The following is an 18,049-nucleotide window of genomic DNA, read 5'->3' on the forward strand; positions in this document are numbered from 1 at the left end:
CCATGACCCCCGAAAACGCCCTCAACACGCTGATGACGGAAACACGCGCGCTGATCGCCACCAAACGCGCGCTGATGGAATTCGCAGGCCCGCTCGACGGCCTGTCGCTCACCCTACCCCAGCCGCACGACCTGCCGGTCACCGCCGGGCTCGATCTGCTGATGCCGCAAACCGCGCCCGAGACCGCCCCGCTCACCTTCGCCGTTCTGGCCGCCGCCCCGCATCTCGAATGGCAGCAAAGCTATTCCCGGGCCGAGGTCGGCGCGCATTACCTCGACAATTACGGCTGGTTCAACCTCGTCGGCCCGGATGGCCCCTTCATCGCGGAGGACCTGCGCATTTCCTTCGGTGTCTGGGGCCAGGGCCTCACCTATCCGCGCCACTGGCACGCGCCGGAAGAAATCTACTGCGTGCTTGCCGGCGGCGCGCGCTTCCTCGCCGATGGTCGTGACCCGGTCGAGGCCGGACCGGGCACCCTCGTCCATCACCCGCCGAACCTGCCGCACTCCATGGAGATGCACGCAGCCCCCCTGCTCGCCGTCGCGGTCTGGAAGGGCGCGGGCCTCACCGCCAAACCCGGCATCGACGCCCCCGGCGGCTAGTCCTCGATCTCCTCGATCAGCTCCGGCCCATGCGCGCGGTTGGAATTCACCGCGCGGCTCACCCGGTGGCCACGCAGCACGTCCTCGCCCGCGGGCTTCATCAACAGCGCCGCGCCACGCCCCTCCTCGCCCAGCCACTTGCCCCAGTCCGCCTCTTCCAGGATCACCGGCATCCGGTGATGCACCTTGCCCGCCACCTTGTTCGCATCACAGGTCACGATGGCACAAGTGGTCAGCGGCGCCTCGCCCCTGTCCCAGACCTGCCAGACCCCGGCAAAGACCATCGGCGCACCATCCGTCCGGCTGAAATACCACGGATAGCGGTTGCCCTGCTCATCCTTCGACCATTCATAGAACCCGCTCGCCGGGATCAGGCAACGCCGTTCGCGTGCCGCGGCGCGAAAGGCAGGCTTGCCGGCAATGCTCTCGGCCCGCGCATTGATCAGAAGCGGCCCGTCGGTGGGGCTCTTGTACCAGTGCGGAACAAAACCCCAGCGCATCGCGCCCAGCCGCCTCTGCCCGTCCGCATCGCGGCTCACCGCATGGATCTGCGTCGTCGGGCACACATTGTAATTCGGCACATCGGGTAGGTCGTTGGCCGGCACCGCCTGGAAAAGCCGCGCCATGGCATCGTTGGGCAAGGTTATCGCGAAGCGTCCGCACATGGTCCCACGATAGGCGCACCGGCGCGACGTGAAAACCCGCACCCATCCGGCCCCTTCATCTGACCGGAAATACCTCGGGGTGAAGGCCGCGAAATCCCCGATTTCGCGGCCGAGGGGCAGCGCCCCTCTTCCCGCTCTCCACGAGCACGACGTTCCGGCACATCTGATACGGCGCCGGGGCGGGGGTGGCGGCGCGGGGTGGGCGGGTGGGCGCGCCGCCACCCCCGCCCCGCTCAGTTCCTGGCGATCCGTCCGTCCGTATAGGGCGTGAACGCGCCCTGCGCGGCAATGAACTCGGCCGTCACATCCGCCAGGTCCGGCCCGAAATCATAGGCGTTCTCAGCATCGCGGAACATCTTGTAGCCATCGCCGCCATTGCGCACATAGTTGTTCGACACCACGCCATAGACCTTGTCCAGCTCGATCCGCTGCCAGCCCTCCGCGCCATTGACCTCGACGGTCATGATACGGTTGCCCGGCGCCCGCGCGGGATCCCAGACAAAGCGGATCCCCGCCACCTGCGGAAAGCGGCCCGCGCCCTCTTCCACCTGGCTCACCCCGTTTTCCAGCGCCGCCACGATGGTTTCGCCGGTCACCTGGAAGGTCGACAGCGTGTTCTGGAACGGCAGCACGGTCAGAACCTCGCCCATCGTCACCGGGCCCGCGTCGATCGAGGCACGGATACCGCCGCCGTTCTGGATGGCGATCTGAATGCCCTGGTCGCGCACCCGCGCCAGCATCGCGTCGGCGATCAGGCTGCCCATCTCGCATTCCTGCACCCGGCAGACATCGCGTTCGCCGCCGATCGGGGCGGCGGTTTCGGCCACCACGCGGTTGCGGATCTCCTCCAGCGGCACCGCCGCCTCGGCCACCCGCGCCTTCACCGCGCCGTCCTCGGCCACGCCGGCATCCATGATCAGCGGCGCGCCCCTGGCCTCGGTCACCTCGCCCGCGTCGTTGAAGGTGACGTTCAACTCGCCCAGGAACTTGCCATAGGCATAGGCCTGCACGATCGCCGTCTGCCCCACCATCGTGGGATACGGCCCCGCCGCCCCCTCCATCTCGCCCAGAAGCGTGTTGGAATGCCCGCCCACGATCACGTCCACCCCGGTGGTTCCGGCCGCCACGCGCTGATCCACGGCATAGCCGGAATGGCTCAGCACGATGATCTTGTTCACGCCGGCCGCGGTCAGCTTGTCCACCTCGGCCTGCACCGCGTCCACCGGATCGGTGAAGATGATGTTGGGCCCGGGGCTGGCCAGCTCGTCGGTATCCTGCGGCGTCAGGCCGATCAGGCCAAGCTTCTCGCCGCCCCGCTCGATCACCGTCGATTTCTGCAGCGTGCCCGCCAGCAGCTCCTCGCCGCTCACATCCGCGTTCGACATCAGCACCGGGAAGTCCACCGCGTCCATGAACCCGCGCAGCACCTCGGGGCCGTCATCGAACTCGTGATTGCCCACCGTCATCGCATCATAGCCCATCCGGTTCATCATCTCGGCGGCCAGCTTGCCCTTGTAATAGGTGTAGAAGAGCGTGCCCTGGAACTGGTCCCCGCCGTCGAACAGCACCGAGTTGTTCGAGCGTTTGCGCGCCTCGCCGATCGCCGTCATCAACCGCGCCGAGCCGCCGAAACACTTGCCCTCGGCATTGTCCTCTTCGCCGCAGCCGCTGTCATACTTGCTGATCGGCTCGAACCGGGCATGGAAATCATTGGTGTGCAGGATGGTCAGGCTGTAATCCGCCGCCGCCATGCCCGCGCTCACCGCCAGCGCCGCAGCGGCGCCCAGCATACGTGCAAACATCTTCAATACCTCGCTCATGGAAAATCCCTGAGTCGAATGGTGCCGCGCCACTTCGCACCTGTCAAAGCCCACGTAGGGGAATGCGCCTTGACCGCGCCCGCCCGGACGGGCAATCAACCCTCATGCTGATTTACAAGATTTTCCGCACCGACGAGTTCCGCACATTTCTCGAAAAGGGCCACACCGCCGGGGCCCCGGTCGATCTTGCCGACGGGTTCGTCCACCTGTCGAAGGGCGATCAGGTCCGCGAAACCGCCGCCCGGCATTTCAAGGGCGAAGACGGGCTCTATCTTCTGGCGATCGACGCCGACAAACTCGGCGACGCGCTCAGATGGGAGGCCTCGCGCGGCGGCGACCTCTTCCCGCATCTCTACCGCGATCTGCGGATCGAGGATGTGCTCTGGCACGAACCCCTGCCGCTGGAAAACGGCGTCCACAACTTCGGCAGGCTGCTATGACCACCACACTCGAACGCCTCGCCCTGCCCGTCCTGCACCGCCTCGACCCCGAGCGCGCGCATGATCTCGCCCATGTCGCACTGCGCGCGGGCTTCGGGCCGAAGGGCGGGCCAGTCACCTCGCCGCGCCTGCGCAGCGAACTGGCCTCGCTGTCGCTGCCCAACCCCATCGGCCTTGCCGCAGGCTTCGACAAGAACGCCACGCTGATGCACCCTCTGTCGCGCGCGGGCTTCGGCTTTCTCGAAGTGGGCGCCATCACCCCCCGGCCCCAGCCCGGCAACCCCAGGCCGCGGTTGTTCCGCCTGCGCCAGGACCGCGCGATCATCAACCGCTTCGGCTTCAACAATGACGGCATGGAGATTGCGGCGGCCCGGCTGCGCGTCAAACCCACCGGCATCATCATCGGTCTCAACCTCGGCGCCAACAAGGACAGCGCCGACCGGTCCGAGGATTACAGCCGCGTGCTGGGCCATTGCGGCCCGTTCATAGATTTCGCCACCGTCAACGTCTCCTCGCCCAACACCGAGGCGCTGCGCGACCTGCAGGGCCCAGCGGCGCTGCGCGAGCTTCTGGGCGGCGTGCTGGCCACCCGCAACTGGCTGAAACGTCCGATCCCCATTTTCCTCAAGATCGCGCCGGATCTCACCGATACCGAGATCGAGGACATCGCCGAGGTGGCCCGCGCCGTCGGCATCGACGGGATCGTCGCCACCAACACCACGCTTTCCCGCGAGGGGCTTCAAAGCCCGGCAAGGGATCAGGCCGGCGGCCTCTCCGGCGCGCCGCTCTTCGAGATGTCCACCCGCGTGCTGGCAAAGTTCTCCAGCCTGCTCGACGAGCATATCCCCCTCGTCGGGGTCGGCGGTATATCCTCGGCCGAAGACGCCTATGCCAAGATCTGCGCCGGCGCCTCCGCGGTGCAGGTCTATTCGGCCATGGTGTATCAGGGCCTGTCGGTCATTCCCGACATCGCCCGCGGTCTCGATGCCCTGCTCGAACGCGACGGCCATGCCAACGTGGCCTATGCCGTCGGATCAAAACGAAAGGATTGGCTGTGACACTGACCATCTGGCACAACCCCCGCTGCACCAAGTCCCGCCAGACGCTGGCGCTGCTCGAAGAGCAGGGCCACGCCCCCACCGTGCGCCGCTATCTCGACGATGCCCCCTCCGAGGCCGAGCTGCGCGCCGCCGCCGCCGCGCTGGGCCTGGCGCCGATCGCGATGATGCGCACCAAGGAGCCCGAGTTCAAAGCCGAGGGCCTGACGAAAGACAGCGACGACGACACGCTTTTCGCCGCCATGGCCCGTGTGCCGAAACTGATCGAACGGCCCATCCTGTTCCACGGCGGGAAGGCCGCCATCGGCCGCCCGCCCGAATCCGTGCTCGACATTCTCTAGGCGCTTACGTTTCAGGACAAAGGGCGCGCCGGTTGGACGCGCCCTTTTCCTGTGCCATCACGAGCAGGTTCAGCCGAAGGTATTGATCGAATCCTCGAACATGAAATTCGCCGCCGTCAGATCGGCCATGTCCACGCCTTCGAGCAGAATACTCGACCCTTCGACATAGGAAATCAGCGCACCTTCGGCCGTCTGCACGGTATCGGCCAGAGGATCGTATGTCGTGCCGCTCGTAATCTGGAAATACAACGCATCCTCGCTGGCGTCGAAATCGGTCACCACGTCATTTCCGCTGCCAAACGGGAACGGCCCCGATGAATACCGGCTGACCCCGAAAATGTCGGCGCCCTCGCCCAGCGTCACGGTATCGTCGCCCATATCGCCGGCGACCAGGTCATTTCCAGCACCACCCAGGATCACGTCGTCGTATTCGCTGCCCCCGGCCATGTCATCGCCCGCGCCCAGATCCAGATACCGCAGATCGGTATTCCACAGGCTCACCACATCGGCTTCGCCCGTGCCAATGATGGCCTCGACATTGCGGAAGGTCTGTTCGCGCCCGCCCGTCACCGGGTCTTCGCGGAAGATCGCGCCGGGCTCGGAATAATCACCAACCAGTCTCACCCCGACCGACAGGCCCGAGAAATCGACCGTGTCGAAACCCTCACCTCCGTCGGTCACGTCAAAACCGTCGGTCGCCAGGATCAGGTCATCGCCTCCCAACGCCTCGATCACGTCATCGCCCGCGGTGCCGGTCAGGGTATCGGCTGCTTCCGTACCACTGATCACCGGCGGCGCCGCGGGATCCTCCAGCGTCAGGTCCATGCGGAACACGCTGTTTCCGGCATAGTCATCCGGCGCGGCCAGCGTCACGATCAAGGTGTAGTCGCCCGCATGAACCGCCGGATCGAGCGCCGCATCGACCCACACGGTCGTGCTTTCACCCGCGGCCAGCGAAACCGTTCCGCCGTCGATGCGGATATCATCGGCGCTGATGCTGCCATCTGTCGACAGCCAGGCCGTCACCGGCGCCTCCGAGAACACCTCACCGACATTGCTGATAGCCACGTCATAGCTCAAGAGGCCGCCATCCTCGTCCAGTACCAGGTCCGTTTCCGCGCGCAGCGTCACATCGTTGATCGCCAGATCGCGCAGCGCGGGCGAGAACGTCACCTGCTGGACAATTGTGTTGTCCTGCGGCGACGCCTCCACGGTGCCATCCGCCCAGGTGATTTCGCTGATCAGGTAATAGGTGCCCGCTTCGAAATCGGGCTGGAAGTAGTGCGAGGTCGTGCTCGACCCAACCTGCCCCGCAACCGTGCCGCCGGAAATGCCCAGGATGGCCATGTCATCGGCCGAGATTTCCGCGTCGGTCGACAGGTAGGATTTAATCGAAAACGCACCCTGCGGTATCGCGCCGGCATTCTCCCAGTCATAGGTGATCTCAAGCTGGCCACCCCCCGACAGGTCGGTATCGGTGGCCCCGCCCAGCGTGGCCGCGTTCAGCCGCAAATCCGACACCACCGGGGTCAGGCTCACTGCCTGGGCAATCGTGTTGTCGCCCGGCGTTGCTTCGGTTTCGCCGCCGGTCCATTCGATCGTGGTCAGAACCTGCCAGTCGCCGCCCGGGGTATCCCCGGGCAGGTAGGCGCGCAGTTGGTTCGTGGCCGAACCACCATCGAACAGAAGGCCCGAATACTCGGCAATCTGGATATCATCCGCGGAAACCGTCCCGTCACGCGACAGGAACGCCACCACACGATACTGCCCCGAGCCGGTATTGCCCGCATTGGTGATGGCATAATCGATCTCGATCAGGCCGGCACCGTCGCTCAGGTCGGTATCGGTGCCCGCTCCCAGCGTGGCTGAAACCATGCGCAGATCGGTAACCGGTTCCTCGATGGTGATCTGCACCCAGTCGGCCAGGTTGTCGGTTTCGTCCTCTTCCTCGATCGTGCCGGCGGCGTCCGCCCGCACCGCCACCCAGTAAGTGCCGGGGTCCAGCACATCAGCCGGGATCGTGGTTTGATAAACATCCGTATCGCCGGTGACGATCGGCGCCGCGGTTTGGGTATCCAGCACCGCGATCACCGCCCCCTCGTCCGGGGCCGACGCGATCAGAAGCTCAAACACCGACTCTCCGGCGTCGACCACCCCGTTCGAGACAAGGTGAAACGCCGCACCCGTGCCTTTGCCCGGCGCCAGCGACGTGTCATAGACAGTCAGCGTACCCGCCACCAGGTTCGCCAGCCGTGGCACGACAACCTCGGCCGCGCTCTGCGTCATGTCGGCAAACTCGTACAGCTCGATATTGGTGAACGTATCGGTGCCTTCCGGCCCCGAAATCTCGATCAGCCCGCCGCCCAGATCGGTGACCGTGTAGTCGTCGCGGTTGCCGTTGAACAACGCGATGTCGGTTCCGGCACCACCGTCGATGCTGTCATCGCCCGCGCCGCCGTCCAGCCAGTCATTGTCATTGCCGCCCAGAAGCGTGTCGTTGCCGTCCAACCCGATCAGCGTATCGTTGCCGTCATTTCCCTCGATCAGGTCGGCAGTCGTCGTTCCTGTCAGGATGTTGTCGCGCTTGTTGCCGGAAATGCTGCCGCCGTCGTTGCCGCCGCCTTTGCCTGGTTTGGGCATAATACCTTCTCCCTAAAGTTGCTCACTAATTAAAGCCCATCGCTTTGGTTGAGGGCTTACATCGAAATGTGACGAAAAAATGGCGATTGTCGCGGCCTGTGAAAACTTTATCCAAATGACGCGGCGATCGAGATAACGCCCGGGCCAATAGATTGAGCCAAGTCCATGTTGCCCGAAAATGCCCTGCCACTTTTCGTCGGCAAACATGAATCGCCGACCTACCACCGCACGCAGCATTAACCATGAAGCGTTAAATTGCGGGCCGATTTCCCCGGCAGCCGGATGTCAGCCGGGCGGTGCACGCATGTCACCCCCCGGATTTCGACCGTGCGGTGGCGTTAACCTGTCTTGCCTAACCCTTGAGATGCGCCAGCAGCGCGCGCGATGGCTCGCCCGTCACCGCCAATCCACTGGCCTGCTGGTAGGCGCTGATCGCGGCCTCGGATTTCTTGCCGAACACGCCATCCGCGCCACCGGTGTCGTATCCCTTCGCCATCAGGCGGCGCTGGATATCCTTGCGGTCCTTGATCGTCAGGCCATAGCGGTCGGGCCCGAAACTGCCCTTCAGCGGTCCGCCCCCGGCCAGCCGATCCGACAGGTGCCCCACCCCCAGCGCATAGTTTTCCGAGTTGTTGTAGCGCAGCAAGACATTGAAATTGTTGAAGATCATAAAGGCCGGCCCGCCCGGCCCTGCGGGCAGAAGCACCGAGGCCGCGCCATGGTTCGGAAGGCTGCCGCCGCTTGCGTTACGCACACCCATCGCCGCCCAGTCGTCCACCGCGCGGCCCTTGCCGCGCCCGGCAAGGCCGGCATTGAACCCCTCGGGCACCAGCACCTCCAGCCCCCAGCGCTGGCCCTCGCGCCACCCCGATTTCGCCAGGTACGCCGCCGCCGAGGCCAGCGCGTCGGTCGGATCGTCGCTCCAGATATCGCGCCGCCCGTCGCCGCGGAAATCCACCGCATAGGCGTCAAAGGTCGTGGGGATGAACTGCGTATGCCCCATCGCCCCCGCCCAGCTCCCCATCATCCGCTCCGCACTCACGTCGCCGCGCTGCAGGATCCGCAGCGCGGCGATCAGTTGCTTTTCGAAAAACGCTCCGCGGCGCCCGTCATAGGCCAGCGTCGAAGTGGCTGAAATCACGGGAATATTTCCGCGCCGCGCGCCATAGCGGCTTTCCACGCCCCAGATCGCCGCGACGATCTGGGCGGGCACGCCATAGCGCGCCTCGATCTCGCCCAGCACCGCCCGGCGCCGGCCAAAGGCCGCCCGCCCGTTGGCGATCTTCTCGTCCGAGGTCATGATCGCCAGGTAGTCCTCGGTCGTGCGGGTGAACTCGGTCTGGTTGCGGTCGCGCTCGACCACGCCCGGCAGGTATCCCGCCCCCCGGAAGGCCGCGTTCAGCGTGGCCTGGGAAATGCCCGCGCCCGCCGCGCGCCCGCGAAACGCCGCCACCCAGGCATCGTAGCCCGGGTTCGCCTGCGGACGCATGGCCGGGTCCATTGCACCGCCGCCCGATGCCACCTTGGGCACCACGCCGCCTTGGCAACCCGCCAAAAGCGCCACCGGCGCCGCCATCGTGAAAAACCGTCTCGTGACCTGCATCACACCCACCTTCTCGCCTGCTCTGAAAACAAGTGTGACGCGTCCCCGCCTGCGAAACAAGGGCACGCCTGCGTGATCGGCAAGGTTCCGTTCACGCCGCCGCCGCCGCCCTCTCCAGCGCCGGATAGCGCAGCGCCAGTGTCGCGCCACGCGCAATGAACGAGATATGCAGCGCCAGCCACAGGCCATGATTGCCCAATGGTCCGATCAAGAGCCACACCGCCGCGGCGTAAACCAGCGCCGCCACCAGCATCATGTTGCGCATGTCCGCTGAGCGTGTCGCGCCGATGAAGATCCCGTCGAACATCACCAGCCCCAGGATCATCGGCGGCGCCGCGATCATCCAGGGCAGATAGGTCCGCGCCGCGGCCCGCACCTCGGGGTCCTTGGCCATGATATCGATGATCTGCGGCCCCGCGATCCAGAACACCCCCGCCAGGATCACCGCCACCACCGCGCCCCAGAAGCTCGCCATCAGGGCGCTGCGGCGCAGCTGCATCACCGCGCCCGCGCCAAACGCCTGCCCCACCAGCGCCTCGGCGGCAAAGGCAAACCCGTCCATCGCGTAGCCGGTGATATGCAGGAACTGCAACAGCACCTGGTTCGCGGCCAGCGCCACATCGCCGAACTGCCCACCCAACAGCAGGAATGACACGAAGATCGCCTGCAACAGAAGCGACCGGATCAGGATATCGGTGTTCACCACCGCCATCCGTTTCAGCTTCACCCGGTCGAAAACCCGCTCCCAGTTGCGCCAGTCCGGCACGGCAAAGGCGCCCCGGCACAGCCACAGGCCAAAGCCCAGCGCCGACCACTCGGCACAGAATGTCGCCCAGGCCACGCCGCTCACGCCCCAGCCCAGGCCCAGCACGAACCAGAAATCCAGGATCACGTTGATGCCGTTCATCCACAACAAGAGCCACAACATCCCGCGCGAACGTTCCTGCCCGATCAGCCACCCGGTGATCCCGTAGATCGCGATCGCCGCCGGCGCCGACCAGATGCGGATCTGCATGTAATCCCGCGCCAGCGCCTCGACCTCGGCACTGGCGGGAGAGATGCGAAACGCCCCGGCAAAGACCAGCGGTTGCAGCACGATCAGTACCACGCCCCCCGCCAGCCCGATCATCAGCGATCGGGTCAGCAGCGCGGCCACCTCGGCCCGGTTCTTGGCGCCGGCGGCCTGGCTGGTCAGGCCCGTCGTGCCCATCCGCAGGAAACCGAAAATCCAGTAGACCGCCGACAGGATGATCGCCCCCACCCCCACCGCCGCAATCGGCTCGGGTGACGGGATCTGGCCCACCACGCCGGTATCCACCGCGCCCAGAACGGGTACGGTGACATTGGCCAGCATGATCGGAATGGCGATTTTCAACACCCGTTTATGGGTGATCGGCGCCGCTTCAGCCATTGCGCGGCGGCATCAGGAAATGCCCGGTCGCCTGGGCAAAGGCGCGGTTGCGGTTATCCTGCCAGGCCTCGACATGCACGCTGGCATAGCGCCGGCCCGACCGGTTCACCTTGGCGCGCGCATAGGCATCGCGCGGCAGACCCGAGCGCAGGTAATCGACGGTGAAATCAATCGTCTTCGGCAGGCGCGGCAGGTGGCCCTTCAATATCTCGTCGACATCGCGCTCGCCCGCCTCGATCTGGTCCCACAGCACCGCCCAGCTCAGCCCGATCACCGCCGTGACCTCTAAGAAACCCGAAATCGCCCCGCCATGAATCGCCGGCAGCATCGGATTGCCGATCAGCTTGTCGTCATAGGGCATGATCGCAGTCAGCTCGTCGCCGCGGCGGTCGAATTCGATGCCCAGATAGTTGATATAGGGCACGCCATGCACCAGCGCGCTCAGCGCCGCATCGCGGCGCTGCTTGACCACCTGCACGGGCTCGGGGCGCTTGCGGGCCATCACTTGCCCTCCACCGTAAAGGCGCCTGTCGCCGTGGCCACAGGGCGGGTTTCGTCTTCGTCCATGGCGACGGCACGCACAAAGGCCACGCTGCGAGTGATGTGATAACATTCGGCCCGTGTCGTGATCGCCTGCCCCGGCGTTGCCGGGCGCATGTAGTCGATCCGTAGGTCGATCGTCGCCGTTCCCGCCGGCGAAGACGGGTGGCTCATCGCCGCCGCGCCGCAGCAGGTATCCATCAGAGCCGACACCGCGCCGCCATGGATCACGCCTGTTTCCGGGTCGCCCACGAACCGCTCGTCATAGGGCATGCGGATCTCCGCCGTGCCGTCCCCGATATCGGTCAGTTCCATCCCCAACGCGCGCGAATGGGGAATGGCCTCGATGAATTGTTTGGCGATTTTCGACTTGTCCACCGGTCCCACGGCCCCGCGTCTTCTTGATGCCCTTGTTTGAACAGTAATGCCAAACCGGTGCAAGCCACGAAATAACCTTGCGTCGTTTGCCGGCGGGCCCTTGATGCCGGTGCAGAAATTTCAATACTGCGGCGCAGAATGCACCGGTCACATGGCTGGCGATCTAGTTGCCCTTGTCGGCGCAACGCAATACCATCCCAATCAAGGGAGAAGCTTGATGTCCGAAATCCGACTATCCTTCAAGGAAATGTGCGAGCGGTTCGACGTCACGCCCCGCACATTGCGCTATTACGAATATATCGAGCTTCTGCAGCCCGAACGCGAAGGCCGTGCCCGTTTCTACGGCCCACGCGAGATCGAGCGCATGATCCTCATCCTGCGCGGCCGCAAATGGGGGTTTCAGCTCGAAGGCATCCGCCAATGGCTGCTGATCTACGAGAAAGACGGCTACCACGCCCGCAAGGCCTGGGTGAAATCCGCCAACAACCAGCTCGAGGTGCTGCGCGCCCAGCTCGATGAGCTCAAGGACGCCATCGAAACCCTCGAACTTTCACGTGATAACACGGTGAAACTGATCGAAACTGAGGAACAAGGCGGCGATATCGGCGACGAATGGCGCCCCAAACTCGAGGTCGAACTCAAATGACGTGACGTTACGTTTACGTCAACGTCAACTTTCCTTGCATCGACTCATCCGCGCCTCCACATAGCGGGCATCTGCTTAGCAACCGGAGCCGGATCATGCCCGATTCTGATGACCTGATGACCATCCGCCAGATGTGCGACGCGTTCGACGTGACGCCCCGCACCCTGCGGTTCTACGAGGCCAAAGAGCTTCTCTTTCCCATCCGCGAAGGCCAGAAAAGGCTCTTCACCAAGCGTGACCGCGCGCGGCTGAAACTCATCCTGCGCGGCAAGCGCTTCGGCTTCTCTCTGGAAGAAATCCGCCAGCTGCTGGAACTCTACGACATCGGCGACCAGCAGCAGACCCAGCTGCAACGGACCTTTGAGATCGGTCAGGACCGCCTGGCCGATATGGAACGCCAGCGCGCCGAGCTGGACGAGGCGATTGCCGACCTGAAAGAGCAACTCGCCTGGGGCGCCAAGATCATCGAGTCGATGAACCAGACGAAAAAGGCCGCCGAGTAACCGCGCGGCCAGCCATTTTCCGTAACGATAACGCCAACAGGACAAGAGACATGCCAAGCTACACTGCACCCACCAAAGACCTGCAATATGTGCTGCACGACGTGCTCAACGTCTCCGCGTCGGACATCCCCGGCTATGCCGAGCTGGAATCCGATTTCACCGCCGCCGTCCTCGAAGAGGCCGGCAAGCTCACCTCCGAGGTGATCGCCCCCCTCAACGCCGTCGGCGATGCCGAGGGCTGCAAACTGGAAAACGGCGTCGTCCGCGTGCCCACCGGCTTTCAGGAGGCCTTCGACCAGATCCGCGAAGGCGGCTGGACCGGGCTCGACATGCCCGAGGAGTATGGCGGCCAGAACATGCCCTACGTGCTGGGCACCGCCGTCGGCGAAATGTTTTCCGCCGCCAACCAGGCCTTCACCATGTACCAGGGCCTGACCCACGGTGCCGCCTCGGCGATCCTGGCCCATGGCTCCGAGGAGCAGAAAAACACCTACCTGCCCAACATGGTCTCGTGCCAGTGGACCGGCACGATGAACCTGACCGAGCCGCATTGCGGCACCGATCTGGGCCTGATGCGCACCAAGGCCGAACCGCAGGGCGATGGCAGCTACAAGATTTCCGGCCAGAAAATCTTCATTTCCTCGGGCGAACACGAAATGGCCGAGAACATCATCCACCTCGTGCTGGCCAAGATCCCCGGCGGCCCCGAGGGCATCAAGGGCGTGTCGCTCTTCATCGTGCCGAAATTCATGGTCAAGGAAGACGGCTCTCTGGGGGAACGCAACGGTGTTTCCTGCGGCAAGCTCGAGGAAAAGATGGGCATCCACGGCAACTCGACCTGCGTCATGAACTATGACGAGGCCACGGGCTACCTGCTCGGCGAAGAGCACAAGGGCATGCGCGCCATGTTCACCATGATGAACGAGGCCCGCCTCGGCGTCGGCATGCAGGGCCTGGCCCAGGCCGAAGTCGCCTATCAGAATGCCGTGGACTACGCCCGCGACCGCCTGCAGGGCCGCGACGTGACCGGCACCAAGAACCCCGATGGCCCCGCCGATCCGCTGATCGTGCACCCCGATGTGCGCCGCATGCTGATGGATCAGAAGAGCTTTGTCGAAGGGGCCCGCGCCTTCATCCTCTGGGGCGCACATCTGATCGACAAGGCGCACCGGTCCAATGACAAGGACGCCGATGGCCTGATCTCGCTGCTCACGCCGGTGATCAAGGGCTTCCTCACCGACGAAGGCTTCGACATGACCATCCAGGCCCAGCAGGTCTATGGCGGTCACGGCTATATCGAGGAATGGGGCATGTCCCAGTTCGCCCGCGACGCCCGGATCGCCATGATCTACGAAGGCGCCAACGGCGTTCAGGCGCTCGACCTCGTAGGCCGCAAACTGGCCCAAGACGGCGGCAAGCATGTGATGGCCTTCTTCGAGCTGGTCAAGAACTTCTGCAGCGAGAACAAGGATGTGGACGGCATGGCCGACTTCGTCGAGCCCCTGAAGAAAGCTTCGAAGGATCTTCAGGCCGCCGGCATGTTCTTCATGCAGAACGGCATGAAGAACCCCAACGCGGCGCTGGCTGGCTCGACCGATTTCATGCACATGATGGGCCATGTCTGCCTCGGCCTGGTGTGGGGCATGATGGCCAGGGCCTCGCTCTCGGCGCTGGCGAACGGCACCTCCGACGCGGCGTTCCACGAGACAAAGCTCGCCACCGGGCGTTATTACATGACGCGCCGGCTGCCCGCCACGTCAATGCATCTTGCACGAATCGAAAGCGGCGCCGACCCTGTGATGGCGCTCGCAGCCGACGCCTTTTGACGTAGGCCGGGCTCAAGCCCGGCTTACCCACGTCCCGGAGGAGACCGATGCCAAAACGCTTCCGCCTGACCCGCCGCTTTCCCGTCGCCATGACGGAAGACGGCTACCGACGTCTCAAGCGGTTCGCGGCCGAGGCGGGGCTGGACGAAGGGGAAGCACTCAGCTTCCTGTTCGAGCATTTCGACAGCGTGATGAATCACGAGAACCTAACCGCCCGGCTGCGGCTCTTCAACGCGGAAATCGACGCGCGCAAACGATAAACCTGGGGAGGAACCACATGTCATCCTGGATGACCGAAGAGCACCGGATGCTCGCCGAGATGACCGCCAAGTTCATCAACGATGAATGGGCGCCCCATTTCGAACGCTGGCGCAAACAGGGCCAGATGGACCGCTCCGCCTGGAACCAGGCGGGCGAGCTGGGCCTGCTCTGCCCCTCGATCCCCGAGGAATACGGCGGCCATGGCGGCGATTTCGGGCACGAGGCGGTGATCATGATGGAACACCCCCGCGCCAACCTGGCCAGCTGGGGCAATCCGATCCACTCCGGCATCGTGGCGCATTACATCCTGGCCTACGGAACCGAAGAACAGAAAAAGCGCTGGCTGCCGAAAATGGTGTCCGGCGAAATGGTCGGTGCCCTCGCGATGACAGAACCCTCGACCGGCTCGGACGTGCAGGCGATCAAGACCCGGGCCGTGAAAGACGGCAATTCCTACCGCCTGTCGGGCCAGAAAACCTTCATCTCGAACGGCCAGCACGCCGACCTGATCATCGTCGCCGCGAAAACCGACCCCTCGCAGGGCGCCAAGGGCGTCAGCCTCGTCGTCGTCGAAACCGAGGGCGCAGCGGGCTTCTCGCGTGGCCGCAACCTCGAAAAGGTCGGCATGCACGCCGCCGATACGTCCGAACTGTTCTTCGACAATGTCGAGGTGCCGCCGGAAAACATCCTCGGCCTCGAAGAAGGCCGCGGTTTCTACCATATGATGCAGCAGCTTCCGCAGGAACGGCTGATCATCGCCTGCGGCGCCGTTGGCGCGATGCAGGGCGCCATCGAGCGCACCATCGCCTATTGCAAGGAGCGCGAGGCCTTCGGCGGCAACCTCATGCAATTCCAGAACACCCGCTTCAAGCTGGCCGAATGCCAGACCAAGCTGACCGTCGCCCGCGCCTTCGTGGATGAATGCATTGCCGAGCACCTGAAGGGCGAACTAACCGTCGAAAAGGCCGCGATGGCGAAATACTGGACCACCGACACGCAGGGCGAGGTGCTGGATGAATGTGTGCAGCTGCATGGCGGCTATGGTTTCATGCAGGAATACGCGGTGGCCGAAATGTGGGCCGACGCCCGCGTGCAACGCATCTACGGCGGCACCAACGAGATCATGAAAGAACTGATCGCGAGGTCGCTTTGATCCTCCTGACCACAGCGCATACTGAAACGGGCGGAAGCCTCCGGCGGGGATATTTTTCGCAAGATGAAGGCATGGTCCACCCCGCCGCCACCGCATTGCTGCCTGGGGCGCCTTGGCGGTGGCGGGCGTGGCTTCACCTTGCGCGTCCATCGGCTTCCCAGCCTGTAACGCCTATCCATTCAGACGGCATTAACGTTAACCTCGGGTTAAAGTCCCCACCTTCATCTTGCATGAAATATCCTGCGGGGGTCTGGGGGTGCAAAACCCCCAGCTCCGCCCCAAGAACAGGGAGCAACACATGACCATCAAACTCCACTGCTTCGGCGAATCCGGCAACGCCTACAAGGCTGCGCTCGCCCTCGAACTCTCGGGCCTCGACTGGGAGCCCGTCTTCGTCGATTTCTTCTCGGGCGCCTCGCGCAGCCCCGAGTTTCGCGAAATGAACGTCATGGGCGAAGCCCCGGTGCTCGAAGCCGGCGATTTCCGCCTCACCCAGTCCGGTGCGATCCAGCAATGGATCACCGACCAGACCGGCAAGTTCGGCGGTGAAGGCGATGACAAGTACCAGGTGCTGCGCTGGGTGCTGTGGGACAACCACAAGCTCAGCTCGCAGGCCGGCATGACCCGCTTCCTGATGAACTTCCTGCCCGAGGACAAGCGCCCGGCCGAGGTGATTGGCTTCATGCAGGGGCGTCTCAAGGCCGCCTACCAGACGCTCGATGCGCATCTCGCGGGCCGCGACTGGATTGTCGGTGACGGCATCACCAATGCCGACATGTCCTGCTGCGGTTACCTCTTCTACCCTGAGCCCTTCGGTTTCGACCGCACCGAATGGACCAATATCGACCGGTGGCTTTCGAACATCGAAAACACGCCGGGCTGGAAACACCCCTATGACCTGATGCCGGGCAACCCCTCGGATCGGGCCTGACCTGAAGGAGACGCAAATGACCGACGCCTATATCTATGACGCCGTGCGCACCCCGCGCGGCAAGGGCCGCGCCGACGGCGCCCTGCACGAGGTGACCGCCGCGCGGCTGTCCGCCGTTGCGCTCAATGCGATGAAGGACCGCAACAACCTCGAAGGCCACGCCGTCGAGGATGTGGTCTGGGGCAACGTCACCCAGGTGGGTGAACAGGGCGCCTGCCTTGCCCGCACCGCCGTTCTGGCCTCGGATCTCGATGAATCGATCCCGGGCCTTTCCATCAACCGCTTCTGCGCGTCGGGGCTCGAAGCCGTCAACGTCGCCGCCAACCAGGTACGCGGGGGTGCCGGCAATGCCTATATCGCCGGCGGCGTCGAATGCATGAGCCGCGTGCCCATGGGCTCGGACGGTGGTGCCATCGCCGTCGATCCCTCGATCGCGATCGAACAGTATTTCGTGCCCCAGGGCATCGGCGCCGATATCATCGCCACGAAATACGGCATCACCCGCGACGACGCCGATGCGCTGGCCGTCGAATCCCAGAACCGCGCCAAGGCCGCCTGGGACGACCGCCGCTTTGACCGCTCGATCGTGGCGGTGAAGGACGTCAACGGGCTCAACATCCTCGATCACGATGAATACATGCGCCCGGGCACCGATATGCAGGCGCTGGGCGCCTTGAAACCCAGCTTCCAGCAGATCGGCGAGGTGATGCCGGGCTTCGACAACGTAGCGCTCCTGAAATACCCCGAGCTGGAGCGGATCAACCACATTCACCACGCCGGCAACTCGTCCGGTATCGTCGATGGCGCCGCCGCCGTGCTGATCGGCAACAAGGAGTTCGGCGAACAATACGGGCTCAAGCCGCGCGCCCGCATCCGCGCCACCGCGAAAATCGGCACAGATCCCACGATCATGCTCACCGGCCCGGTACCGGTAACGAAAAAGATCCTGGCCGAGAACGGCATGGAGATCGGCGACATCGACCTGTTCGAGGTGAACGAGGCCTTCGCTTCGGTGGTGCTTCTCTTTGAACAGGCCTTCGGCGTCGATCATGCCAAGGTGAACGTGAACGGCGGCTCCATCGCCATGGGCCACCCGCTGGGTGCGACCGGCGCGATGATCCTCGGCACGCTGGTGGACGAGCTCGAACGCTCGGACAAGGAAGTGGGGCTTGCCACGCTCTGCATCGGGTCCGGCATGGGCGCGGCCACCATCATCGAACGGGTGTAAGCC

19 protein-coding genes are annotated in these 18,049 nt (G+C 64.5%); 11 read left to right on the forward strand and 8 right to left on the reverse strand.

Going from position 1 to position 18,049, the window contains the following annotated elements:
- The first annotated feature begins 2 nt into the window (after nt 1–2).
- Nucleotides 3–602, forward strand: a complete 600-nt coding sequence (locus E0501_RS15895; protein ID WP_137702393.1) for a dimethylsulfonioproprionate lyase family protein — start codon at nt 3–5, stop codon at nt 600–602.
- Here E0501_RS15895 and E0501_RS15900 read toward each other — a convergent pair.
- Together E0501_RS15900 and E0501_RS15905 are read right to left on the reverse strand one after the other, a co-directional pair.
- Nucleotides 599–1,267, reverse strand: a complete 669-nt coding sequence (locus tag E0501_RS15900) for an SOS response-associated peptidase (protein ID WP_137702394.1) — start codon at nt 1,265–1,267, stop codon at nt 599–601. The two genes, E0501_RS15895 and E0501_RS15900, sit on opposite strands and share 4 nt — an antisense overlap.
- 233 nt (nt 1,268–1,500) lie before the next feature.
- Nucleotides 1,501–3,087, reverse strand: coding sequence for a bifunctional metallophosphatase/5'-nucleotidase (locus E0501_RS15905; protein ID WP_407943449.1), 1,587 nt, complete (start codon nt 3,085–3,087; stop codon nt 1,501–1,503).
- 104 nt (nt 3,088–3,191) lie between these two features.
- Between E0501_RS15905 and E0501_RS15910 the strand changes: the two genes are divergently transcribed.
- From E0501_RS15910 to arsC, 3 genes are read left to right on the forward strand one after another with little or no spacing between them, the layout of a single operon-like run.
- Nucleotides 3,192–3,527 carry a DUF952 domain-containing protein gene (locus E0501_RS15910; RefSeq protein ID WP_137702395.1) on the forward strand — a complete coding sequence of 112 codons (336 nt, stop codon included), beginning with the start codon at nt 3,192–3,194 and terminating at the stop codon, nt 3,525–3,527.
- Complete coding sequence (locus tag E0501_RS15915) at nt 3,524–4,585, forward strand: quinone-dependent dihydroorotate dehydrogenase (protein ID WP_137702396.1); 1,062 nt, start codon at nt 3,524–3,526, stop codon at nt 4,583–4,585. Before E0501_RS15910 ends, E0501_RS15915 begins: the two co-directional genes overlap by 4 nt.
- 2 nt (nt 4,586–4,587) lie before the next feature.
- The gene (gene arsC / locus E0501_RS15920; RefSeq protein ID WP_137702854.1) at nt 4,588–4,926 is read left to right on the forward strand and encodes an arsenate reductase (glutaredoxin); all 339 of its coding nucleotides are present in this window, start codon (nt 4,588–4,590) and stop codon (nt 4,924–4,926) included.
- Between the two features lie 69 nt (nt 4,927–4,995).
- Here arsC and E0501_RS21770 read toward each other — a convergent pair whose 3' ends face one another.
- The 6 genes from E0501_RS21770 to E0501_RS15945 form a co-directional block, all read right to left on the reverse strand.
- On the reverse strand, nt 4,996–7,566 hold the full coding sequence (locus tag E0501_RS21770) for a hypothetical protein (protein WP_137702397.1): 2,571 nt from the start codon (nt 7,564–7,566) through the stop codon (nt 4,996–4,998).
- A gap of 12 nt (nt 7,567–7,578) precedes the next feature.
- Entirely contained in the window at nt 7,579–7,773 is a 195-nt protein-coding gene (locus tag E0501_RS21385; protein WP_205123513.1) for a hypothetical protein, read from the reverse strand.
- A 145-nt stretch (nt 7,774–7,918) separates the two neighbouring features.
- A complete protein-coding gene (locus E0501_RS15930; protein ID WP_137702398.1) occupies nt 7,919–9,169 on the reverse strand; it encodes a lytic murein transglycosylase in 1,251 nt (416 codons plus the stop codon).
- A 91-nt stretch (nt 9,170–9,260) separates the two neighbouring features.
- Nucleotides 9,261–10,580 carry an MATE family efflux transporter gene (locus E0501_RS15935; protein ID WP_137702399.1) on the reverse strand — a complete coding sequence of 440 codons (1,320 nt, stop codon included), beginning with the start codon at nt 10,578–10,580 and terminating at the stop codon, nt 9,261–9,263.
- Complete coding sequence (locus E0501_RS15940) at nt 10,573–11,082, reverse strand: PaaI family thioesterase (protein WP_137702400.1); 510 nt, start codon at nt 11,080–11,082, stop codon at nt 10,573–10,575. Before E0501_RS15940 ends, E0501_RS15935 begins: the two co-directional genes overlap by 8 nt.
- Nucleotides 11,082–11,507: a PaaI family thioesterase gene (locus E0501_RS15945; RefSeq protein ID WP_235857880.1), complete on the reverse strand. Its 426-nt coding sequence runs from the start codon at nt 11,505–11,507 to the stop codon at nt 11,082–11,084. Before E0501_RS15945 ends, E0501_RS15940 begins: the two co-directional genes overlap by 1 nt.
- A 208-nt stretch (nt 11,508–11,715) precedes the next feature.
- Between E0501_RS15945 and E0501_RS15950 the strand changes: the two genes are divergently transcribed.
- From E0501_RS15950 to E0501_RS15980, 7 genes are all read left to right on the forward strand, one after another.
- Complete coding sequence (locus E0501_RS15950; RefSeq protein WP_137702401.1) at nt 11,716–12,144, forward strand: MerR family transcriptional regulator; 429 nt, start codon at nt 11,716–11,718, stop codon at nt 12,142–12,144.
- 95 nt (nt 12,145–12,239) lie between these two features.
- Nucleotides 12,240–12,647: a MerR family transcriptional regulator gene (locus E0501_RS15955; RefSeq protein ID WP_137702402.1), complete on the forward strand. Its 408-nt coding sequence runs from the start codon at nt 12,240–12,242 to the stop codon at nt 12,645–12,647.
- A gap of 50 nt (nt 12,648–12,697) precedes the next feature.
- Complete coding sequence (locus E0501_RS15960) at nt 12,698–14,473, forward strand: acyl-CoA dehydrogenase C-terminal domain-containing protein (RefSeq protein WP_137702403.1); 1,776 nt, start codon at nt 12,698–12,700, stop codon at nt 14,471–14,473.
- Nucleotides 14,474–14,520: 47 nt separating this feature from the next.
- A complete protein-coding gene (locus E0501_RS15965; protein ID WP_137702404.1) occupies nt 14,521–14,733 on the forward strand; it encodes a hypothetical protein in 213 nt (70 codons plus the stop codon).
- A 17-nt stretch (nt 14,734–14,750) separates the two neighbouring features.
- Nucleotides 14,751–15,887, forward strand: coding sequence for an acyl-CoA dehydrogenase family protein (locus E0501_RS15970; RefSeq protein WP_137702405.1), 1,137 nt, complete (start codon nt 14,751–14,753; stop codon nt 15,885–15,887).
- Between the two features lie 298 nt (nt 15,888–16,185).
- Nucleotides 16,186–16,818, forward strand: a complete 633-nt coding sequence (locus E0501_RS15975; RefSeq protein ID WP_137702406.1) for a glutathione S-transferase family protein — start codon at nt 16,186–16,188, stop codon at nt 16,816–16,818.
- Between the two features lie 16 nt (nt 16,819–16,834).
- Nucleotides 16,835–18,046: an acetyl-CoA C-acetyltransferase gene (locus E0501_RS15980; RefSeq protein WP_137702407.1), complete on the forward strand. Its 1,212-nt coding sequence runs from the start codon at nt 16,835–16,837 to the stop codon at nt 18,044–18,046.
- The last annotated feature ends 3 nt before the right edge of the window (nt 18,047–18,049 follow it).

The organism is Marimonas lutisalis, from assembly GCF_005434965.1.
GTDB classification, from domain to species: Bacteria; Pseudomonadota; Alphaproteobacteria; order Rhodobacterales; family Rhodobacteraceae; genus Marimonas_A; species Marimonas_A lutisalis.